The organism is Streptomyces sp. XH2, from assembly GCF_049725035.1.
Taxonomy (GTDB): Bacteria; Actinomycetota; Actinomycetes; order Streptomycetales; family Streptomycetaceae; genus Streptomyces; species Streptomyces roseoverticillatus.
The window spans coordinates 296230-318079 of record NZ_JBMMMZ010000001.1 but is presented as its reverse complement, the minus strand read 5'-3'; the positions used below and the strand labels follow the sequence as shown (position 1 = coordinate 318079).

Annotated in this window: 20 protein-coding genes; 10 read left to right on the top strand and 10 right to left on the bottom strand. The window is 72.1% G+C overall.

Annotated features, from left to right (window positions below):
* Positions 1–229 precede the first annotated feature (229 nt).
* From ACOTKD_RS01400 to ACOTKD_RS01385, 4 genes are all read left to right on the top strand, one after another.
* Positions 230–2701, top strand: coding sequence for a discoidin domain-containing protein (locus ACOTKD_RS01400; RefSeq protein ID WP_424886948.1), 2472 nt, complete (start codon positions 230–232; stop codon positions 2699–2701).
* Positions 2702–2949: 248 nt separating this feature from the next.
* Entirely contained in the window at positions 2950–3327 is a 378-nt protein-coding gene (locus ACOTKD_RS01395) for a hypothetical protein (protein ID WP_424886947.1), read from the top strand.
* A gap of 37 nt (positions 3328–3364) precedes the next feature.
* Positions 3365–3658: an RICIN domain-containing protein gene (locus tag ACOTKD_RS01390; RefSeq protein WP_424886946.1), complete on the top strand. Its 294-nt coding sequence runs from the start codon at positions 3365–3367 to the stop codon at positions 3656–3658.
* 27 nt (positions 3659–3685) lie between these two features.
* Entirely contained in the window at positions 3686–3829 is a 144-nt protein-coding gene (locus ACOTKD_RS01385; protein ID WP_424886945.1) for a hypothetical protein, read from the top strand.
* Between the two features lie 255 nt (positions 3830–4084).
* Here ACOTKD_RS01385 and ACOTKD_RS01380 read toward each other — a convergent pair whose 3' ends face one another.
* Positions 4085–4837, bottom strand: a complete 753-nt coding sequence (locus tag ACOTKD_RS01380; RefSeq protein WP_424886944.1) for a class I SAM-dependent DNA methyltransferase — start codon at positions 4835–4837, stop codon at positions 4085–4087.
* Between the two features lie 215 nt (positions 4838–5052).
* Positions 5053–5727 carry a peptide deformylase gene (gene def, locus ACOTKD_RS01375; RefSeq protein WP_424886943.1) on the bottom strand — a complete coding sequence of 225 codons (675 nt, stop codon included), beginning with the start codon at positions 5725–5727 and terminating at the stop codon, positions 5053–5055.
* A gap of 101 nt (positions 5728–5828) precedes the next feature.
* Here def and ACOTKD_RS01370 point away from each other — a divergent pair, with 101 nt between their 5' ends.
* A complete protein-coding gene (locus ACOTKD_RS01370) occupies positions 5829–6476 on the top strand; it encodes a helix-turn-helix domain-containing protein (protein WP_424886942.1) in 648 nt (215 codons plus the stop codon).
* Positions 6477–6558: 82 nt separating this feature from the next.
* Here the strand turns inward: ACOTKD_RS01370 and ACOTKD_RS01365 are convergent, their stop codons facing one another.
* Positions 6559–7725 carry a methyltransferase domain-containing protein gene (locus tag ACOTKD_RS01365; protein ID WP_424886941.1) on the bottom strand — a complete coding sequence of 389 codons (1167 nt, stop codon included), beginning with the start codon at positions 7723–7725 and terminating at the stop codon, positions 6559–6561.
* 508 nt (positions 7726–8233) lie between these two features.
* On the opposite strand from ACOTKD_RS01365, the gene ACOTKD_RS01360 reads away from it, so the two are divergent.
* Positions 8234–9328, top strand: a complete 1095-nt coding sequence (locus ACOTKD_RS01360; RefSeq protein ID WP_424886940.1) for a serine hydrolase domain-containing protein — start codon at positions 8234–8236, stop codon at positions 9326–9328.
* 42 nt (positions 9329–9370) lie between these two features.
* Here the strand turns inward: ACOTKD_RS01360 and ACOTKD_RS01355 are convergent, their stop codons facing one another.
* Positions 9371–10009 carry an SRPBCC family protein gene (locus ACOTKD_RS01355; protein ID WP_424886939.1) on the bottom strand — a complete coding sequence of 213 codons (639 nt, stop codon included), beginning with the start codon at positions 10007–10009 and terminating at the stop codon, positions 9371–9373.
* Between the two features lie 233 nt (positions 10010–10242).
* Between ACOTKD_RS01355 and ACOTKD_RS01350 the strand changes: the two genes are divergently transcribed.
* The 4 genes from ACOTKD_RS01350 (at position 10243) to ACOTKD_RS01335 (ending at position 14546) form a co-directional block, all read left to right on the top strand.
* Positions 10243–10896, top strand: coding sequence for a TetR/AcrR family transcriptional regulator (locus ACOTKD_RS01350; RefSeq protein WP_424886938.1), 654 nt, complete (start codon positions 10243–10245; stop codon positions 10894–10896).
* A gap of 238 nt (positions 10897–11134) precedes the next feature.
* On the top strand, positions 11135–12895 hold the full coding sequence (locus ACOTKD_RS01345) for a GAF domain-containing protein (protein WP_424886937.1): 1761 nt from the start codon (positions 11135–11137) through the stop codon (positions 12893–12895).
* Between the two features lie 272 nt (positions 12896–13167).
* Positions 13168–13854 carry a CBS domain-containing protein gene (locus ACOTKD_RS01340; RefSeq protein ID WP_424886936.1) on the top strand — a complete coding sequence of 229 codons (687 nt, stop codon included), beginning with the start codon at positions 13168–13170 and terminating at the stop codon, positions 13852–13854.
* Complete coding sequence (locus tag ACOTKD_RS01335; protein WP_424886935.1) at positions 13854–14546, top strand: CBS domain-containing protein; 693 nt, start codon at positions 13854–13856, stop codon at positions 14544–14546. The genes ACOTKD_RS01340 and ACOTKD_RS01335 overlap by 1 nt, the downstream gene beginning before the upstream one ends.
* 83 nt (positions 14547–14629) lie before the next feature.
* Here the strand turns inward: ACOTKD_RS01335 and ACOTKD_RS01330 are convergent, their stop codons facing one another.
* From ACOTKD_RS01330 to ACOTKD_RS01305, 6 genes are all read right to left on the bottom strand, one after another.
* Entirely contained in the window at positions 14630–15517 is an 888-nt protein-coding gene (locus ACOTKD_RS01330; protein WP_424886934.1) for a universal stress protein, read from the bottom strand.
* Between the two features lie 73 nt (positions 15518–15590).
* The gene (ppk2, locus tag ACOTKD_RS01325; protein ID WP_424886933.1) at positions 15591–16448 is read right to left on the bottom strand and encodes a polyphosphate kinase 2; all 858 of its coding nucleotides are present in this window, start codon (positions 16446–16448) and stop codon (positions 15591–15593) included.
* A gap of 34 nt (positions 16449–16482) precedes the next feature.
* Positions 16483–17208 carry a CBS domain-containing protein gene (locus ACOTKD_RS01320; RefSeq protein ID WP_424886932.1) on the bottom strand — a complete coding sequence of 242 codons (726 nt, stop codon included), beginning with the start codon at positions 17206–17208 and terminating at the stop codon, positions 16483–16485.
* A gap of 52 nt (positions 17209–17260) precedes the next feature.
* Positions 17261–19525 carry an acetate--CoA ligase family protein gene (locus ACOTKD_RS01315; RefSeq protein WP_424886931.1) on the bottom strand — a complete coding sequence of 755 codons (2265 nt, stop codon included), beginning with the start codon at positions 19523–19525 and terminating at the stop codon, positions 17261–17263.
* Between the two features lie 149 nt (positions 19526–19674).
* Positions 19675–20670, bottom strand: a complete 996-nt coding sequence (locus ACOTKD_RS01310) for an Acg family FMN-binding oxidoreductase (protein WP_424886930.1) — start codon at positions 20668–20670, stop codon at positions 19675–19677.
* A 201-nt stretch (positions 20671–20871) separates the two neighbouring features.
* A complete protein-coding gene (locus tag ACOTKD_RS01305; protein WP_424886929.1) occupies positions 20872–21540 on the bottom strand; it encodes a vitamin K epoxide reductase family protein in 669 nt (222 codons plus the stop codon).
* Between the last annotated feature and the right edge of the window lie 310 nt (positions 21541–21850).

Below are 21850 nucleotides of genomic sequence, written 5' to 3'. Positions count from 1 at the left end.
GTACTGGCTCACCGCCTGGCTTTCAGGCAGACCTGGCAGACGTGGCAGACCTGACAGACCTGACAGATGTAACGGACCCGGCCTTCCAGACCCTCCAGGAGCTGATGTGTTACCCGAGCTGTCCCGCCGGACCGGCATATCCCACCGGACCGACCCCTTCCGCCTCTCTCGCCTCAGACCCCGTCTCAGATCCCGTCTCAGATCCCAAGGGCTCGTCCTGCTCGCCCTGATGGCGGTGCTCACAGCCTTCCTGCCCGTACTGGGCGCCCGCGGCGGTGGGGCCGCAGCCGAGGACCGCGACGTCCATCCGTCACGCCCGCACCACGCCGCGGCACCGGCCTCGGCCATGGAGCCGGCGGCGCCCGTGCTCTCCAGGGCGGGCTGGACCGCCTCCGCGAGCGACGAGGAGACCGCGCGGGCCGACAACCGTGCCGCCAACGTCCTGGACGGCAAGGCCGACACCCTCTGGCACAGCCGGTGGTCGGGGAGCGCGGCCCCGCTGCCGCACTCCATCACCATCGACATGCACCGCACCGAAGTGGTGTCCGCGCTCCTCTACCAGCCGCGCGCCGACGGCCCCAACGGCCGGATCGGCGAGTACGCCATCCACCTCAGCGCCGACGGGCAGAACTGGGGCGCGGCCGTGGCAAGTGGAACCCTGGCCGACGACGCCACGACCAAGACGCTGAGCTTCGCCGCTCGTGGCACCCGGTTCGTCCGGCTGACCGCCACCTCCGAGGCGGGCAAGCGCGGTCCCTGGAGCTCGGCCGCCGAGATCCAGCTGCTGGGTGACCCGGGGCTGCCCGCTTCCGTCGTCGAGCTGCCCACCACCGGCTGGACCGCCTCCGCGAGCGACGAGGAGACCGCGCGGGCCGACAACCGTGCTGCCAACGTCCTGGACGGCGACGCCGACACCCTCTGGCACAGCCGGTGGTCGGGGAGCGCGGCCCCGCTGCCGCACTCCATCACCATCGACATGCACCGCACGCAGACGGTCTCCGCGCTCACCTACCAGCCCCGCAAGTCCGGCGGCGGTCCCAACGGGCGCATCGGCGCGTACTCCGTCGCCACAAGTCTCGACGGCGTCTCGTTCGGGGCCCCCGTGGCCGGCGGTGTGTGGAAGGACGACGACACGGTCAAGAGCACGACGTTCACCCGGCCGACTCCGGCCCGGTTCGTGCGGCTGACCGCGACCACCGAGGCCGGCAACCGCGGCCCGTGGAGCTCCGCCGCCGAGATCCGGCTGAGCGGCCCCGCCGACCCTGCCGTCTCCGGCACCTGGGACCGGGTCACCGGTTTCCCGCTCGTCCCCGTGGCCACCGCCGTCCTGTCGAACAACAAGCTGCTGGCCTGGTCCGCGTACGCGATCGACCGGTTCGGGGGCAGCAACGGATACACCCAGACCGCCGTCATGGACCTCGGCACCGGGCAGGTCACCCAGCGCCGGGTCGACAACACCGGCCACGACATGTTCTGTCCCGGCATCGCCATGCTCTCCGACGGCCGGGTACTGGTCACCGGGGGCAGCAACGCCTCCCGCGCCAGCATCTACGACCCGCGCACCGACACCTGGTCCGCGACCGGTGAGATGAACATCCCCCGCGGCTACCAGGCGATGACACTGCTCTCGAACGGCGACGCGTTCGTGCTCGGCGGATCCTGGAGCGGTGCCCGCGGGGACAAGGACGGAGAGGTCTGGTCCCCGGCGAGCGGCAAGTGGCGCACGTTGCCCGGCGTACCCGCCAAGGACACCTTGACCGCCGACCCCGCCGGACCCTACCGTGCCGACAACCACCAGTGGCTGCATGCCACGTCCCGCGGCCGGGTGCTGCACCTCGGGCCGAGCAAGCAGCTGAACTGGATCGACACCACCGGCAACGGCACCATCACCCCGGCGGGAACACGCGCCGACAGCGCGGACGCCATGAACGGCAACGCCGTCTCCTACGACATCGGCAAGCTCCTGACCCTTGGCGGAGCTACCGCGTACGAGAACGCGAACGCCACCCGCCGCGCCTATACCGTCGACCTCGGCGACGGCCCCCGGCCCGTCAGCAAGCGCACGGGGGACATGGCCTACGCCCGTTCGTTCAGCAACAGCGTCGTCCTGCCGGACGGCAAGGTGGCGGTGTTCGGCGGGCAGTCCTACCCCGTCCCCTTCAGCGACGCCACCTCGGTGATGACCCCGGAGCTCTGGGACCCGGCGACGGGCGCCTTCACGAAGATGGCCAGTATGGCGGTCCCGCGCAACTACCACAGCGTGGCGAACCTGCTGCCCGACGGGCGGATCTTCTCGGGCGGGGGAGGGCTGTGCGGTGACTGCGCGACCAACCACGCCGACGGGGCGATCTTCACCCCGCCGTACCTCCTCAACCCGGACGGCACCCGCAAGCCCCGCCCGGCCATCACCAGTACGCCGCCCGCCAGGATCGCGAACGGCGCCGCCCTGCCGGTGACGACCGACAAGCCCGTCACCGCCTTCTCGCTGGTACGGGCCGGAGCGGCGACGCATTCGGTCGACAACGACCAGAGGAGGGTCCCGCTGACCTTCCGGCAGACGAACCGCAACCCCGCGGGCGGGGCCTCCTACGAACTGAAGGTCCCGGACGATCCCGGAGTGGCCCTGCCCGGCACCTACATGCTCTTCGCACTCGACGCGGCGGGGGTCCCCGGCGTCGCCAAAATGATCACGATCGGCTGACCTCCGCCCGCGGGGCGCTCCTGCAGCAGTCGCGGGTAGCGACCGCCGCAGGTGGTGACCCCTCGCTGCCCCGGTTCGGGTGCCGGGGACCGACGCGGTGCACCCCGAGCGGGGTGCACCGCTTCTTTGCGCGGGGGTCCGTCTTCGTCGCCGGTAAGGCCATTTCTCCGGTCCGGTGGCGCTTGCGCGCGAGGTTTCCGCGACTGGAAGACGCAGGTCCATGGGGCGGCGAGGTCGGCCCCCTGACGATGCACCACGAAGTGGTCGCGTTCCAGGAGGCCGGCAGCGGGCCCCCCGCCGAACCGCACCGGACCCGCGGCACCGGCGAGTCGATCCCCATCCCCGGTCCGTTCCCGGCGGGCCTGCCGGGCTCCGTGAACCACACCCAGTGGGAGTACCGCCACCACCGCCGCCACGTGTACTTCCTCCAGACCGACCCGCGGCGCGACCGCACCACGAGGCGGGACCGCTGGGTGAGCGGCCGGGTCAACCTGGCGATGGTCACCCACGCCCGCGCGGACGAGGTGCGCGCCCGGCGGCCCGCTGCGCTGGCGCAACTCCCGCCACCCGGAGCTGTGCCTGACCGGTGGGAAGAACGGGGAGGTCGCGGCCCTCACGTGCGGTGACAGCTCCGCCCAGCTGTGGTGGGACAACTCCCGCGCGGTGGACGAGCGCGCGTGGGAGGGCGAGGACAAGCGGTACCAGCTGCGTGTGTACAACGGCCTGTTCCTCGACAACTTCAGCGGGCCCGGCCACGACGGCACGCCACTGACCATCCGCCGGCGCGACATCGGGGCCGTCAGCCAGCGATGGGACATCCAGTACGCCGGCAGCGGCGACAACCTCGTCCGGCTCAAGGGACGCGGCAGCGGACGGTGCATCGACCTCCTGAACGGGGAGCGGCCCCGTCCCGGCGACCGTTCCGTGCTGCACGGCTGCACCGACCGCGGCAGCTAGACCGACGGCACGGGCCACCGCCGGCAGGTGGAGACCTACGCCGACGGCAGCCTCCGCGTCCGCAACGAAGCCGCACACACGTGCCTGGTGGCACCGGCACGGGAGACGGGCTACGTGACGACCGAGACGTGCAGCGACGACGCCCGTCAGCGCTGGACGACCGTGCCGTGACCTCCTCGTAGCCGTGACCCCGTAGCAGAGAGGCGAGCAGCGCCTGGGGCAGGCACGCGGAGGGCCGGTTCAATGCCGGGTGACGGGCCGACGGGCTGACGGTGCACGTGGGGGCCGGTCGGACCGGCCGTGCTGCTGCGCGGGCCGCGGCTGCCGCTCGCCCACCGCGAGGTGGAGTGAGGCCTGGTCGACGACGGTGAGAAACGTCGCTGCGCACGGCCGGGCCGCGCCGCTGCACGTCTTGCCGGGCGCCTGTTACGTCGTACCGCCTGCTCGCTCGTACACGCTGATGTGGCGCCAACTCGCGGCGGTGTACGGCTCGCCGTTCCAGCCGCCCCAACGCTCGCGGAGCCGGAGTCCGGCGATGCGGGCCATGAGGTCGAACTCGGGCGGGTGGGCCAGACGCAGCCGGATGGGGGAGAGCCTGATCCCCTCGCTGCTGATGCGGATGTGATGGAGGTCGAGGACCTGGGTGAGCGGGTCGTAGCGACCGGCATCGAGGTCGACGTAGTCCAGGCCGACGTGCTCGGTGTCGAGGTACTGATGCCCGGAGCGCGAGGGCGCGGTGGGGATGCGGCATTCGACGACGAACACGCCGTCCTCGGTGAGATGACCGGCGGCGTTCCGGAAGCACCGGACCTGGTCGTCCTGGGTGAGCAGGTTGCCGATCGTGTTGAAGACCAGGTAGACGAGACCGTAGGTCCGGCCGGTGGTGACGCGGGACATGTCGCCCATGGTCACGTCGACGTGATCGCCGCCGGGCTTCTCGCGCATCCGGTCGACCATGTCGTGCGACAGCTCGATCCCGTCCACCCGTACCCCGGCTTCCCTCAGGGGCAGCGCGATCCGGCCGGTGCCCACTGCGAACTCCAGGGCGCTGTTCTGCCCGGCGAGCCCGGCGAGCCCGGCCAGGAAAGCGACCGTTGCGTCCTCATCACCGCGCGGATCCTCGTCGTACCGCTGGGACACCTCATATCCGAAGCTCGTGCCGGGATCGAACCCCTCCACGTACCGCTCCTCTCGTGATCAGCCGAAGTGCTCGGCTGAGCCTGATGCGAGCTCGTGTCCGGGCCGGACCCTAGCGTTGAAGTCCCGTGCGTCGCCACGTATTTAGTGAGGATCCCCGTCCGGTGACAGCGGCCCCGGCTGTGCCGAAGCCGTCACTTGCGGAGCTTCTGAGCCGGCCCGGTCCGGTGACAGCAGCCCCGGCTGTGCCCAATGCGTCACTTGCCGAGCTTCTGAGCCAGAGCGGCACGCCGGGCGAACACCTCGTCCTTGACCGCGGCCATCTCGCCGAGCGCCGACTTCCGTTCCCTCCGGCCGAGCCGGTCCAGGTACAGGTGACCGTGGAGGTGGTCCGTCTCGTGCTGCAGGCACCGGGCGAAGTAGCCCCTGCCCTCGATCACCAGCGGCTCGCCGTCCTTGTCGCGGCCCCGGACGACAGCACGGTCCGGACGCGGCACCATGCGGTAGGGGCCGGGGACCGACAAGCAGCCCTCCGACTCCTCGACCAGCACACGATCCTCCGCCGGTACGTCGTCGAGAACGGGGTTGGCGATGTGGCCCACGTGCCGCACCCCCCACTCGTCCGTGATGTCCCATACGAACAACTGCAGGTCGACACCGATCTGATTGGCGGCGAGCCCCGCGCCCTCGGCCGCCTGGTTGGTGGCGAACATGTCATCGATCAGCCGTGACAGTTCCGGAGTGCCGAACTCGGTGACCTCCCGGCACCTGCGCGCCAGGATCTCCTCCCCGACGACGGTGATGCGGCGTACCTCGCCCCGTTCCGCCTCCGGGGCACGCCGTGGATAGCTCTCGACAGGCTCACCCTGCACCCGCACCCGACGGTCGTGAGCCTGACGGTCATGAGCATCGTGACCGGACCGAACAGCCATGAACTACCAACGCCTTCCGAACATTCCTCAACCGGGCAGGGGCCGAAGCCCCGGCCCGGTGATCTTGACCGAACACTTTGCAAAGTAGCAGACTTTGCAAAGTGAGCGACGCAGAAGACGACAACAAGCGAACGGGCCCGCTGCCGCACCGCAACCGGCCCTCCCTCCCCGAACACCCCGTCCGGATTGCCCTGCTGGACCTGCTCGCCGAGGCCGGCACCCTCACCTCCACCCAGGCCGCCCAACGCCTCGGCTACAGCTCCGGCCTCTGCTCCTTCCACCTGCGCCAGCTCGCCCGGCACGGCCTCATCGAGGAGGCCCCCCAGACGGACAGCAGGGCACGGCCGTGGCGGTTGCGCTGGGGGCCCCTCGATCGGACCGGCCGGACTGACCGGACTGACCGGACCGACCGGCAAGCACCGGAAGAGTTCGACACACTCGCGCGCGGCCTGGAAGACGAGAGCTACCAGCACTGGCTGGCCCACCGGGACCAGGCGCCGGCCGAGTGGCGGCACGACGAGAGTTTCAGTGCGGTGGTCCACCTCACCCCAAAGGAGGTGACCGAACTCGCCGCCTCCATCCGCGGCCTCCTGGCCGGCTACCGCGAACGGGAACGGACACCCGCCGCGCGCCCTGCCGGAGCCATGGCCGTAGCCGCGGTCGCCAGGTTGTTCCCTCTGCTGACCGACGCCTCGGTGCCACCGGCGTCGCCCTCGCCCCGGCCCGTTGACGGATCGACCGACTCCTGAACGAGCCCGGCGAGGGGCGGCTGCGCCTGCCCACGGCTCGGGGAACGTGGCGCCGCCGCGAGGCAGCGGCGGGGCGTCCGGCCTACTCGGCGACCGGGCCGGCACCGCCGGGGAAGACCGGCATCGACGTGGACTCCTCCCTCACCCACATCCACTGGCGCTCCGGGGTGACCGTCATCCCCCAGTCGTACAGATCGGGCTCGCCTGCGGCCCTCCACCAGTTCCAGGCCTCTTCGAGGCCTTCGGCCAACCGGCGCGGCCCGCCCTGGCAGACGAGGACAGTGCCGTCGTCCTGGGCGTAGAACGCGGCCCAGGACGCCGTGCTGTCGTTGAGCCAGGCGTTGGTTCCGTCGGTGTCCGTGCTGACGGCGATGTGCACGTCCGGCAGCAGGACCCGCAACGCGAACCGGAGGTGCCAGTCTGCGTGCAGCGGGGACAGATCGAGGCGGACGTGGTGTTCGTGCTCGGGTTCGCGTCCGGCGCGTACCCGGGAGAAGTCTCCGTCCGGACCGCCGGAACCCCCGCGCGCGGGCATGAACTGGGCGAGCCCTTGGACGTGGCCGCGCGCGGAGTTTCCGTCGCCGGCCACGGTCAGGGACACGAGGCCGAGGTGACCCCAGGGGGTGACGATGCGGCCGCCGGGCCGGGTCTGCTCGACCCATGCCCAAGGGACGGCATCGACGGCGTAGGTAGAGATCACCCGGTCGAAAGGTTCGGAAGTCCCGGCTTGCGGCCGGCCTGCGGCGCCGTCTCCGACGATCACCTGCACGTCTGCGCCGCTCTTCTTCAGACGCTGTCGTGCGTGCTCGGCCAGGCCGGGGTCGGTCTCGATGCTGACGACGCGGCCGGGGCCCGCCCGGTGGGCGAGAAGAGCTGCGTTGCGGCCGGTTCCGGTCCCGAGTTCGAGCACGTGGTGGCCGGGCCGGACGCCGAGGCAGTCGAGCATGTCGGCGACGACGGACTCGCAGGACAGGCTGGACGTCGCCAGGCCGCCGATGACTTGGGTGACGGCCGCTTCGTGGGGACTGCCGTACACCAGTCCCGCCCATCGTCCCGGATCGATATCGCGGTCGACGGGGACGTAGGCGTGACCGTCCCACTGCCAGAGCCGGTCGGGGGCGAAGTGGTCGCGGGGGAGCGCTGCGACGGCCCGGCGGATCCACGGGGAGCGCTCGGGCCACCCGTGGAGCCGTTCCATCTCCGCGTCGTGAGCCCGGCGCAGGGAGCTCAGTTCGCGCACCGGCGTCATTTTCTGCGCGTGCCGGACGGAGGAGGCGGGGGAGGCACCTGCCCGTCGGTATTGCCGGGCGGTGGCTTGCCCTTGTCCAAGTCCGGGTCCGGCTTGCGGTGATCACCCATGGCCATCCGCTCCGTTACGTCTCGTGTTGCGGGCGGAGGGCATGGTGGCACAGCCGTCAGGAAGGGCACCAGAGGGTGTCAACCCCGCGAGGCGTCACCCCACGGGCATCCGCAGGAGGCTCACCTGCCTGGGGGCGGTTGCATGCGCGAGCTCAGCCGGCGTGCCGGACGGCATGCCGTCCGCCCCCGGTTCCCCACCGCCTGGTGAGCCCACCGGGGGATAGCCCCACCTGCAGTGGGAGGGTGGCCGGATCGCAGCGGGCGGCCGCGTACGGACATGCTGGGCCCGGCACATTCCGTTGATCTTCCAGCAATTCCCCAGGAGTTGACCCGTGCGTGAACAGGCATGGCAAAAGTTCCGTTCTTCCGGATGGCGACGTGGCGATCGGCGCAGCGCCGTGCCGTTCGCGGCCGCGGTAGCCGTCGGCGTCATGGCGGTGGGTGCGCTGACACCGCCGGCGGCGTCTGCCGCCAGCAGGCCCGACGCCGTCCAGCAGGGCCTGAACGCACTGGTGCGCACTGACGGCATGCCCGCCGCGCTGGCAAGCGTGAAGGCTCGTGACGGCCTTACCCGTACCTACACCGCAGGGGTCGCCGACCTGGCCACCGGCTCGAAGGTGCCCCGGGACGGGCAGGTGCGGATCGGCAGCAACACGAAGACGTTCACCGCAGTGGTCGTGCTGCAGCTGGTCGGTGAAGGGAAGATCGGCCTGGACGCCCCGGTCGACACCTACCTGCCGGGGCTCGTCCGCGGGAAGGGGATCGACGGGCGACGCATCACCGTCCGGCAGCTCCTCCAGCACACCAGCGGACTTCCGGACTACAGCAAAGCCGAGCTGGAGCCGAGGTACTACGACCCGCGCGACCTCCTGGACATCGCTCTCCGGTACAAGGCCGACTTCACCCCTGGGACGAAATGGGCGTACAGCAACACGAACTACGTGGTGGCGGGACTGATCATCCAGAAGGTCACCGGCCACGCCCTCGCCCAGGAGATGGAGCAGCGCATCATCAAACGCGCCGGGCTGCGCCACACCTATTTCCCCGCCCCCGGTGACACGACCATCCGGGAACCCCATCCCAAGGGCTACTACCAGGAGTCGGCAGGCGCGCCCAAGGTCGACGTCACGGAATGGGACCCTTCCTGGGGATGGGCGGCAGGTCAGATGATCTCCACCAACTCCGACCTCAACCAGTTCTTCGCCGCGCTCCTGGCCGGCCGGCTCCTCCCGGAGGCCCAGCTCGACCAGATGCGCACCACCGTCCCCGCTGAAGCCTTCGGCTCCGGCGTCCGCTACGGACTGGGGCTCATGAGCAGGCCGCTGTCGTGCGGCGGTGTCTACTGGGGCCACGGCGGCAGCATGACGGGATACGAGACCAGGGGCGGTGTCACCGACGACGGCCGCGCCGCCGACGTCGCGGTGACCATGCAGCCGAACCAGGCGGCCAAGGAGCGCATCGAGAAGGTCGTGGACACGGCTCTGTGCCGCTGAACTGCGCGTCCTCCGGCACCTCCGGCGGGTCGGCTCCGTGGTTCAGCGCGGCGGGTTGGGGGCGGGGGCTTCGGCGGCGGCCTTGAGGTCGCGCAGCCACGCTTCGAGTCCCTCGCGGAGGATCTTGGTCGCGGCGGGAACGTCCGCTGCGACCTGGGCGCCGGTGTGGGTCTCTTCGGTGCTCACCCGGACGCCGCCATGGACCTTGGCGAAGTTCCACACGTGGACGCCGTCGATGCGCAGTCCTTCAGCGACCGCGGGGCCGGTCCAGCGGATGCAGGTGTTGTGCTTGAGCTGCTCGACGGTCGAGGTGATCTCCAGGCGGGTGGCGGGAGTCGTGGGGTTGGGAGGTATCGGGGTCGTCCACCGGAACGCCGAACCCTCGCGGAACGGGCCGTGATCGAGGCGTTCCGCGGTCGTGACGGCGTTCTGCCGGAACGGCCAGCGCTCCACGTCGGTCTGCAGCTTCCAGATGGTGCGCAGTGGCGCGTGGATCACGGTTTCCGTCCGGTGGCGAACCCGGGCGTCGGGGTCGACGTCTTCCCCGCGGCAGGTGAGGGACGCGGCGGGGTGCGAGGCGGTGGCCCCGGCGGGTGCGGCAGCGGCCCCGAGCGCGCCGATGACGAGAAGCGGGGCCGCGAACAAGGCGGCGCGGTTTCGAGTGCTGTGCATGCCGGACATGGTGTTCCCCTTGTCAGGTCGGTGTCAGTCGGCGGGCGAGTGTTGTCTGCTGGGCGAGCGTTCGCTGTCGGGTGGACGTCAGACGTGCGCGCACTACGCATTGAGCTAGAAGCTCACGTGTTCGTTATAAGGTATAACGCAATGCGGAGTGATGGGTCAACGGTTGAGTGATAGCCTCTAGTTCAATCTTGAAGGTGTAGTGGCATGAGTGGGGAAGGCGGTGGGCCGGGCCCGTGGTGAAGACGGACGGGAAGACCCCGCGGGAGCGCTATCGCGCCCAGGTGCGGGCGGAGATCAAGGAGCACGCCTGGGAGCAGATCGCCACGGCGGGGGCGTCCGCGCTCTCCCTCAACGCGATCGCCAAACGGATGGGCATGAGCGGCCCCGCGCTCTACCGCTACTTCGCCAGCCGCGACGAGCTCATCACCGAACTCATCCGCGAGGCGTACCGAAGTCTCGCCGATACCTTCCGCGCCGCCTCCGCCGGCGGTGCCGGCCTGGCCGGCCTGGCACACGCGCTACGCGGCTGGGCCCTGGAAGACCCCCAGCGGTATTTCCTCATCTACGGCACTCCCGTCCCCGGTTATCACGCGCCCGAGGACATCACCGGCATCTCCTCCGAGATCATGACAACCTTGCTCGACGCGTGCACCGCCCTCGCTCCGGACGGCTCCGCGGCTCCGTTCAGCGCCCACCTGGAAGACCACCGGGACTGGGCCGGCGGCCACCCCGCCCCGCCCGCGGCCCTCCACCGGGCCCTGACCGTCTGGACCCGGCTGCACGGCCTCCTGTCCCTGGAACTCGCCGGCCACTTCACCAACATGGGCTTCGACCCGGCCCTGCTCTTCGCGGCCGAACTGGACGACCTGCTGGCACACCGCGCCTGATGCCGCGCGCGGTGCAACCCCTCTTCGGCCCCGATCGGTCCGGTGCGTGATCGCGTGCTCGCTCATCGGAGGGAGCGTCAGCCGCCGGGCAACCGCTGCGGAGCGTCGCCGCCCGCGACGAGCGGGAGCCTCTTCCGGCCTCCGTGCGCCGAGACGCTTCTGCTCCGTAAACAGGCGGATACGGTGGTCCGGGGGAGGCCCCTTCGGGATCTGTCGGGCGCACCCGTGAGGAGACGCGTTGGAGACCATCGGGGACGGTCCGGTCCGGTTGCCGCATCTCAGGCTGGACGAGCTGCTGGGTGAACTGCAGGCCCGGCTGGACGCCGCGCGCGGCACCAGGGACCGGGTGCACAGCCTGCTGGAGGCGGTGCTCTCGGTCGGCCGCGGGCTGGACGTGGAGCACGTGCTGCGTCGCATCATCGAGGCGGCGGTGGCGCTGGTCGAAGCCCGGTACGGCGCTCTGGGGGTCATCGGGCCCGACGGGCGGAGGCTTTCGCAGTTCCTGACGGTCGGGCTGACCGACGAGCAGATCAAGGCGATCGGGCCGTTCCCCTCCGGGCACGGTCTGCTGGGTGAACTGATCCGCCGTCCCGAGCCGCTGCGGCTGCCCGAGATCTCCGCGCACGCCGCCTCGTACGGATTCCCGCCCAACCACCCGCCGATGCACAGCTTCCTCGGTGTCCCCATCCGGGTCCGCGACCAGGTGTTCGGGAACCTCTACCTGACCGAGAAGCGCGGCGGGGCGCACTTCGACGAGGAGGACGAGGCGGTGCTCTCCACGCTCGCCGTCGCCGCCGGGGTCGCCATCGACAACGCACGGTTGTACGAGGAGTCCACGCGGCGCGAACGCTGGCTGCGAGCCGGTGCGCAGGTGACCAACAGCCTGATGTCCGGCAGCCCGCGGGCGAGCGTGACCGCCCAGATCGCCGAGCTGGCGAAGGAGATCACCGAGGCCCGGCTGGCCACGGTGTCGCTGCCGCTCAAGGACGGCTCGGCGCTGACGGTCGACGTCGCCACCGGCGAGGCGGCCGATGACGTCCGCGGTCTCAGGCTCCCGGTGGAGGGCACCCTGGCCGGAGCCGCCTTCGCCGGGCGCGAGCCGGTGTGCAGCGCGGGAGTCGCGGAGGACCCGAGGGTGACGGGGGTACCCGGAGCCGTGGCGGGGCTCGGGCCGGCGGTCGCGGTGCCGATCACCTCCGGAGAGACGGTGAAGGGAGTGCTTTTCCTGGCCCGGGGCGCGGGCCGGCCGGTGTTCTCGGAGACGGAGGTCGAGCCCCTGCTGCGCTTCGCCGGACAGGCGGCCCTCGCCATGGAGCTGGCCGAACGCCGCATGGACGCCGAGCAGCTCACGTTGCTGGAGGAACGCGACCGGATCGCCCGTGACCTGCACGATCTGGCGATCCAGCGGTTGTTCGCCACGGGCATGACCCTGCAGAGCGCCGACCGTTTCATCGATCATCCGCAGGCGTCGGAACGCGTGCAGCGCGCGGTGGGCGACCTGGACGAAACCATCAAGATCATCAGGTCGACGATCTTCGGGCTGCGGTCCCGGGAGACCGCGCCCCAGCACGGGCTGCGCATGCGCGTGGTGCGGACGGCAGGGGAGGCGGCCGCGCTTCTCGGCTTCACGCCCAGCCTTCGGATGGAGGGTCTGCTGGATACCCAGGTGCCCCGTGCCGCCGCCGACGACGTGGTCGCCGTCCTGGGAGAAGCCCTGGCCAACGTCGCCCGGCACGCGCACGCGGCTTCCGCGGACGTCGCCGTGGCCAACGACGGCCGGTCCCTGGTGCTCACGGTGACCGACAACGGTGTCGGTATGCCTTCCGGAGGCCGCCGCAGCGGCCTCCGGAACCTCGCCGAGCGGGCGGAACGCCACGGCGGGCGCCTGCGATTCGGTACGCCACCCGGCGGCGGTACGCTTCTGACCTGGGAAATTCCACTGCCCACGGGGGAAACGGGCACGGCGGCGCGCGGGGCCGGTCCGGGCGCCCCGGACTGAGCGGCGCGCCGCCGTCGAGGCCGCCTCGCGGGCGGGCGCCCGTCAGGTCACCTCGATGAGGACGCCGTTGACGCTGCCGCGGACGATCTCACGTCTTGTCGTCGGATGCGCCGGTCGACGCCGAGTCCGGCAACGGCCTTCGCCGGCCGGATGAGGGGCCGAGCGTCCCTCCTGCGGGGCCGTGCGGCTCATGCAAAGGCCGCCCTCTGCCGGGCACGCTGGCATCAGGCAGGCCGGGACCGGCCGGCCGCGGCCTCTGGAGGGTGAGCGCCATGCAGCACCGCACTGTTGACGAGCTCATGACGAAGAAGGTCGTCAGTGTGGGGCCGGCGACCCCGTTCAAGGAGATCGTCAAGGAACTCGCGCAGAACGACGTCACGGCCGTGCCCGTGGTGGACGCCGGGAACCGGGTGGTGGGCGTGGTCTCCGAGGGCGACCTGATGTGCAAGTCGGCGGATCAGACGGACCCGTTCGGCCGCCTTCCGGTGCCGTGCCTGGAGGCGTGGGAGCGCGCCAGGGCCGAGGGCACCCGGGCGGAGGAACTGATGTCGGCGCCCGCCGTCTGCGCACGGCCCGGATGGAACGTCGTCGAGGCGGCCCGCCTCATGGCCGTCGAGGGCGTCAAACGGCTGCCCGTGGTCGACGAGGCCGACAGGCTGGTGGGCATCGTCAGCCGCGGTGACCTGCTGCGGGTCTTCCTGCGTGACGACCGTGCCATCCGCGAGGAGATCGTCCACGACCTCCTGGAACGCACCCTGGGGCTGGCCCCGTCGGCCGTCGCGGCCGACGTGAGCGAAGGGCAGGTCACGCTCACGGGATCCGTGCAGGACCGGGGCACGGTCCCCGCCCTGGTGAGGCTGTGCCGTGCTGTGGACGGCGTGGTCTCGGTCCGGGAACGCATCGTGCAGCAGCAGCAGGAGCGCGCGGGATACAGCCCGCCGAGAAGGAGGAGCCCCTGATGAAGGACACCCCGCACACCGTCAGCGACGTGATGACCCAGACGGTCGTCGCGGTCAGCCGCGCCGCACCCTTCAAGGAGATCGCCAAAACGCTCGCACAGTGGAAGGTCAGTGCTCTGCCCGTCCTGGAGGGCGAGGGCCGCGTCGTCGGAGTGGTCTCCGAGGCGGACCTGCTGCCGAAGCAGGAGTTCAAGGACCGCGACCCCTCGCGCCTGGAGCAGATGCGCCACCTGGACGAACTGGTGAAGGCCGGAGCCGGGACGGCCGGGGAGCTGATGTCCACCCCCGCGGTGACCGTCCACGGGGACGCGACGCTCGCCGAGGCCGCCCGCGCCATGGCGCACCAGCGCGTCAAGCGCCTTCCGGTCGTGGACGGCGAAGGGAAGCTGGTCGGCATAGTGAGCCGCAGCGACCTGCTCAAGGTCTACCTCCGTGACGACGAGGACATCGCCGACGAAGTACGCCGTGAGGTGATCGGTCACTTCTTCCGCCACCGGGCGCCCACGGTGGAAGCCCATGTGAAGGAAGGCGTGGTGACCCTCACCGGGACCCTCCACGACACGGCGCTGGTCCCGGTCATGGCACGGCTGGTACGGGCCGTGGAAGGCGTGGTGAACGTCGAACTGCGGCTCTCCGGCCCGGTCGTCCGGCACCGGCTCCCCGAGCCGCCCGTCGTCGGTCCTCAGTTCTGAGGGGAGAGGGGAGTGGGAAGAGGCGGTTCCAGCCGCCCCCGGGCACCCGGGGGCGGCATCCGCCGGTGGCGCGGCCACGCGTGTCACTCGTGCGGAACGACCGCCACCGGGCAGGGGGCGTGGTGGAGGGCCGCCTGCAGGACGGGCCCGAAGGGCGGGGCGAGAGCAGGTCGCTTCTGCCGGCGGCCGGCGACCAGCAGACCCGCCCCGCCCGCGGCCCGCAAGACCACCCGGGCGGGGCTTTCCAGGTGCACGGTCTCGGTGAGCTCCACCCCGGGAAACTTCGAGCGCCACGGGCGCAGCGCGTCGTGAAGCTCCTTCCGCGCATCGACGGCAAGTTCCTCCCCGACGTCGGGATCGATGCCCCAGGGAGCGTACGCCTGCACCGGCAGGCTCCTGCCGTGGACGGCCCGCAGGGGCACGCCCCGGCGCGCGGCCGCGTCGAAGGCGAAATCGAAGAGCGGGTCGCACGGGCCGTGCAGGCTCAGGGCCAGGACCACGTCGCCCTGGGCGGACGGCGGAGGCCACGGCTTTCCGGTGTCTTCCGCCGCGTCGCCCCGGGCGCGGACGACCACCACCGGACTGCCCGCCCGCGCCATCACGTGCAGGCCGGTGTCCCCGAGGAAATACGCCGCGACGGGCGCCATGCCCCGGGAGCCGAGCACGAGCGCATCGGACTCCGCAGCAGCGGCCAGCAGCGCGGGCCCCGGGTCCGCCGCCACGAGGTCCTCGCAGACGGGCAGGTCCGGGTAGTGCCGGCGGATCTCCTCCTGCGCGTCGTCGACGATCCTTCGTGCCCAGTAGTTCTGGTCCGCGCCGGCGGTGTCCTCCTGCTTCGACGGGGAGAGCAGGACCCACGCGTGCAGCAGCCGCAGCGTGCAGCCGCGGAGCTGTGCCTCGCCCGCCGCCCACAGCGCGGCGGACCTGCTCTCGGGAGAACCGTCGAGCCCGGCGGTGATGACTGGATCCATGGGAAGTTCCTCCGTGTCTCCAAACGGATGTGTCTTCAAAGGAATCGCTTGTGCCTTCGGGCGGAATCGGTCTTCAGGGGCCGTCAGGGGCCGTGCCGGGTGCGAGAGTTCCGGCGTGGTCGGGGACGTGGGTCTGCTGGTCTCGTGGCGGGCGCCGGTAGCCGTGGGCGGGCGGACGCGGAGGCAGCGTCAGATCCGGCCGGGGGACATCCCGGTAGGGCACGGTGGACAGCAGGTGCGCGATCATGTTGATCCGGGCGCTGCGTTTGTCGTCGCTCTCGACGACGTACCAGGGCGCTTCGGCGGTGTCCGTGCGGGCGAACATCTCGTCCTTGGCCCGGGAGTACGCCTCCCACCGGGTGACGGACTCCAGGTCCATGGCCGACAGCTTCCAGCGGCGAGTGGGGTCCTCCAGACGGCTGCGGAAGCGCTGTTCCTGGACGGCGTCACTGACGGAGAACCAGTACTTGCGCAGCAGGATGCCGTCCTCGGTCAGCAGCCGCTCGAAGACCGGGCACTGGCGCAGGAAGAGCCGGTACTCCTGCTCGGTGCAGAAGCCCATGACGCGCTCGACGCCGGCGCGGTTGTACCAGCTGCGGTCGAACAGCACGATCTCGCCCGCCGAGGGGAGGTGCGCGACGTAGCGCTGGAAGTACCACTGGCCGCGCTCGCGGTCGGTCGGCACGGGCAGGGCGACCGTCCGTGCGACGCGCGGGTTGAGGCGCTCCGTCACACGTTTGATCACCCCGCCCTTGCCCGCGGCGTCCCGCCCCTCGAAGACGACGACGAGCCGGGCCCCCTCGGCCCGCACCCACTCCTGCAGCTTGGCCAGCTCCGTCTGGAGCCGGAACAGCTCCTGCTGGTAGATGTCCTGGTCCAGCCGGCCGTCCGGTGCTCCGGCGTGTCCGCCGGCCTTCCCGTCGTCGTTCACCGTCTCTCCTCGCCGGTGTGCCCGTCCTGACTCCTCAGAGTCTGCGCAGCCATCCGTCCGCGACGCCATGCAAGGCCTGCTCGTCGGGCCGGAGGCGCGAGTCGTCGACGCGGTGCGTCAGCTTGTCCACCACCGCCACGACGCCGTCGATCTCCTTCGTCATCCGCAGGGCCACCTGCACCTCGCTGAGCTGCTCCAGCTCACCCGCAAGGGTGACCACTCCGTCGGCCACGGCGACGTCGACGGCATGGGGAGCCAGCCACAGGGTGCGGACGAGGACCTCATCGACGACTTCTTGGCGGATGTCGGCGTCGGTGCGCAGGAACACCTGCAGCAGTTCGCGGCGGGTGACGATGCCGACCAGACGGTTCTCCTCGTCGACGACGGGCAGCCGCTCGACGCGGTGGCGGGCCATGGTCCGGGCGGCCTCGGCGATGCTGTCCCCGGCGCGTACGGTCACGGCCGGCGCGGTCATCAGCTGCTCCGCCGTGCGGGCACGGGCCTTGGCGGCCGACCTGCGGGCGGCGCGCCCGCGCCGGGGGCGCCGCCCCCGGCGGCCCGGGCCGCCGGCCCCGGCGCCCGGGCGGGTGAGCAGATCGGTCTCGGAGATCACCCCGAGCACCTTGCCGCGGGGGTCCACGACCGGCAGGCCGCTGATGCGGTGCTCGGCGAGGAGCCGCACGACCTCTTTGAAGGGCGTGCCGGGCTCCGCACGGACGACGTCGTCCTTCATGACGGTGCCGGTCTTGCAGTGCTTCACGGCTTCTCCTTCCTCTCGGGCCGGCCGTCACGCCCGCTTCGGGCGGGGCGCGTCAGCGCGGCCGGGGCAGATGGGGATTGCGGGCGCGGCACGGCTCCAGCCGTACGCGGACGTCGAGCGTGGTCACCCCGCCCGGCCGCGCCAGGACCGGGTTGAGTTCGGCCTCGGCGAGCCGGGGCAGGTCGCAGGCCATCCGGGACAGCCGCAGCAGCAGCTGTTCCAGGCCTCGCAGGTCCACCGGGCGGGCCCCGCGGTGGCCGAGCAGCAGCGGGGCGCAGCGCGGAGAAGTGATGAGCTCGTGCGCGTCCCGGTCGTCGAGCGGTGCGAGCCGGGCCGCCCGGTCGGCGAGCAGCTCGGTGGCCGTGCCGCCGAGGCCGAAGAGGACCAGCGGGCCGAAGACCTCGTCCTGGACCACGCCGGCGACCAGTTCGGTGCCGCGTTCGGCCAGTGGCTGTACGACCACTCCGGAGAGCACGTCGCCGAAGCGGGTGTCCAGATCGCGGTAGGCGGCCCGCACCTGCGAGGCGTTCATCAGGTCGAGGTGGATCGCGCCGCGCTCGCTCTTGTGCAGCAGCCCCGGCCAGTGGGCCTTCACGACGACGCGCCCGTCCGGGCCGGCGAGCCGGGCGGCCGCGGCCACGGCCTGGTCCTCGTCGGTCGCCCACTCCCAGGGCAGCTGCGGGATGCCGTAGCTGCCCAGCAGCTTCGCGCAGGCCAGGGGGTCGAGCCAGCCGCCCTCCGGGTGGCGGGCGAGATGGGCGTCCACGACCGCCGCCGCGGCGTCCGCATCGATGCCGGTCAGCTCGGGAACGGTGCCCGGGAGCCGGTCCCGGCGGCGGGCGTGGGCGGCGGCGTGGGCGAGGGCCCGGGCGGCGGACAGGGGGTCGGCGTAGGCGGGCACCGGCCGGCCGTCGCCCGCGGGCAGGAGCGCGGCGGGCACGCTCTGGTCGAGAAGGACCGCGGCGACCGTGCGGATCCGGCACGCGGGGCCCCGCGGGACGAGGGCCCGGGTGAGATCATCGCCGGTCGCCGCGGCCAGTGCGGTGGGGACCAGGGCCACCAGCACGGCGTCGACGGCCTCGCTCTGCGCCAGCCGGTCGACGCAGGCGCGCAGCTGCGCTTCGGAAACGGCCGCGGTGGCGTCCACGGGGTTGGCCGTGACGGCTCCGGGAGGCAGGAGGGCCGATAGCTCGGCGGCCGTTCCGGGGTCGAAGAGGGGCACGCTCAGGCCCGCCTCGGCACAGGCGTCGGCCGCGAGCACCCCGGCCCCGCCCGCGTTCGTCACGACGGCGACGCTGCGCCCCGCGGGCAGGGGCTGTGCGTGCAGCAGGGCTGCGGTGTCGACGAGCTCGGCGATGCTGCGCGTGGCGATGACCCCGGCCTGGTCGAACAGCGCCTGCCGGGTCATGGCCCGGGTCGCGGCCGCGGCCGTGTGCGAAGCGGCGGCCCTGCGCCCCGGCTCCGAACGGCCCGCGTCCACGGTGAGCACCGGCATCCGGTGGCCGACCCGGCGTGCGGTGCGGGAGAAGGCGCGCGGGTTGCCGAAGGACTCCAGGTGCAGGATGGCCAGGTCCGTGTGCCCGTCGTTCTCCCACCACTGGAGCATGTCGTTGCCGCTGACGTCGTACTTGTCGCCCAGGGAAACGAACGTGGAGACGCCGATGCCGAGGCGGGACAGCCCGCCCAGCAGGGCGATGCCCACGCCGCCGGACTGCACGGCGACCCCGGCCGTGCCGGACAGCGGCCGCCGGGTCGCGAACGTGGCGTCCAGCCGGACCCCGGCCTCGGTGTTGACGATGCCCAGGCAGCCCGGCCCCACCAGCCGCATGCCGTGCCGGCGGCACGCCGACAGGAGCCCGGACGCCTGCTCCGCGTCCAGCCGGGAGGTCACCACGACCAGGCCGCCCGCACCGAGCGTGCCGCACTCCTCCGCGGCGCCGGGCACGGCCGCCGGGGGAACGGCCAGGACGACGAGGTCGGGAGTGCACGGCAGGTCCGCCACGGACGGATGACACGGCACGCGGTCGATCGCATGAGCATGCGGGTTGATCGCGTACAGGCGCCCGGCGAAACCGCCGGCCCGGATGCTGCGCAGCACCGCCCGTCCGGCGGACCCCGCACGGCGCCCGGCTCCCACCACGGCGATCGACCGGGGGCGCAGCAGCCGCTGGAGACCGGTGACATCCGCCGGCCGGATCTCCGCGGTGGTGCCGTCCGCCGGTGGAGCGGGGACCTTCCCGGCAGGGTGCCGGGTGTCCGTGGTGCCGGGAGAACCGACAGCTTGTGCGGTGTGCGCCGTATCCGTGGTGTCCGCCATGGCGAGCCCTTCGTCGGCCTGTCGCTGCTTTCAGCGTCGGGCCGGGCGGAGTCCCGCGGCAGGGGCCGACCGGGCCATGGCGGTGGACCGGTCGGCCGCCGGCTCGGCCGGTTCCCCGGTTCGGAGGGGCGCGCCGGGCCACCGGGGAGCTACGGCTCGAAGCCGAGCACGTCGCCCACGGGGCGCCGGGGCGCGCCCGGGCCTTTCGGGCCGTATCCGAGCCGCAGGATCATCTGCACCCGGCCCGTGCCGCTGACGGGGTCGCGCAGGGGCCAGCGCAGGTCGGGCCATTCGAGGGCCTGCGTGGAGAAGGAGGTGGCGAGCCCCTTCGCCGTGGCCAGGAGCAGGACGCGCTCCATGGCCTGGCCGGCGACCAGCCAGTCGCGCGGACCGTCCTCCTCCGTCGTGAGCAGCGCCAAGTGGGGGTTGGTCTCGAAGGGCGTCGACCCCAGGTCGGCCGACGGCCTGCCGCCGGAGAAGTCGCGCATGGGGGCCCGGCCGCCGCGTTTGCGGGGACCGAAGGCGTACGCGGGCACGCCGTCGGGGGAGGTGTCGGCCTCTTCGGGGCCGGTCCTGGTCCAGCGGGCCAGGTCCTCCTCGCTGCCGGCGTCGGTGAGATTGCGGGCCTCGGCCTCTTCGGCGAGCTCCTGGACCCAGCGCAGGTGCCAGGAGGAGGGGAAGGCGAGGGTGGCGCCCTCCCGGCGCGCGGCGTCCATGAGGGCGGACCGCAGGTCCTCCGGGATGTCGGTCTCCGTGAACGGGTACCGGCTGGTGTGCCGCTCGCGGATCGCGGGGTGGAGCAGCCCGAGGTCCGCGTCCCGCTCGTCACCCGGTGCGGTTGCCCGGACGGCCGCGAGCAGTGACGCGTCGGAGGGGTCGGGCAGCAGGTCGACCTGCGGGTGCAGGCCGGCGTTCGCGACGGCGACGCGGAGGTTGAACAAGGCAGCACCGCATCCCAGGTGAAGGGCGCGGCCCTCCGGGTCGGAGTGCGGCATGGTCCGCTCGAAGTCGGCGTACACCCGGAAGGTGCCGCTTCCCCGCGCGTAGCGGAAGCGCCACGGCTGGGCGTTGTGCATGGACGGAGCGGCCGCGGCGTCCCCCACCAGCTGTGCCACGGAGGTGTCGTCCAGGGGTGGTGGTGTCACCGGAGTCTCCCTTCGGACGGCCGGGTTCCCGGCCGGGCTCTCTCCTATGATCTCTCCGCCGTCCGGTCGCGGCAGCGTCCGGACGTCTCTCCCCTCGGGCCGGTCGGCTCGTTTCCCGCCGCGGCGCCCCGGAAGGCGGACGCGGGACGGCCTGCGGGGCAGGACCGCCGCGGTCCCTGCCCGGTGCCGGTCGGCAGGGGGTCAGATCAGGGACCGCCAGTACGTCCAGAACCGGGTCGCGATGAGCATCGCGATGACGAGGTACCAGGTCACCGGCACCGCCCAGGGAAACTCCAGCAGTCCGATCACCGGGCGGCGGGGTGCCGGGACGATCCCGTGCTTGAGGTTGTGCAGGGTCGTGCACCAGAACATGGCGATGGTGGCGAACCAGGCCAGGCAGCACCACAGGCACAGCGCGCCGATCGAGTACAGCGCCTGGGCCATCAGCCACATGCAGAAGCCCGCGCCGAGCAGCGTGCCCAGGTTCAGCCCGATCCAGAACCAGCGGCGGTAGCCGGCCCCCGCCAGCAGACCGAAGCCGATCAGCGTGACGGCGCCGTAGCCGGCCAGACCGAGCAGCGGGTTGGGGAAGCCGAACACCGATGCCTGCGGGCTGCTCATCACGTTCGTGCACGAGAGCACCGGGTTGATGCTGCACGACGGCCGGAAGCCCGGCTCCTGAAGCAGCCGGAACTTGTCGACGGTGATCACGAAGGAGGCGAGCAGGCCCAGCGCGCCGGTGACGATCAGCATCCAGGCGAAGGTGCGCCCGGCTCCGAGGAGGGGACGGACCTCGCCGGTCCGCGCCCGTTCCGCGGCGCCCTGCCGCGCGTCCTCGGTCTCCTCCGGGTCAACTGCCGGCCTCAACATGTGTGGTGTTCTCCCATCAGACCGTTCGGACCGCCACCGGAATGCGCCCACCGGTGGTATCCGTCCGCTCCCGGCCGCCCGGGGCGCCGGTGCCGGGGGACGGTGTTCCTCCGCTGCCTGATCAGGAGATCGCCAAGAGCGCCCGGGCAGGAAGGGCCGAACGGCCTCGGCCGCCGGGACCAGCGGGCAGTGGCGGCGCCGGGCACGCCCGCTGGTCGCGCCCGGACGGAGGCGCGACGACGAGCGCGTTGCCCCGCGCCCCCCCCCCCCCGGGGGGCCGGGGCACCCCCGGGGGACCCGCCAGGGTGCC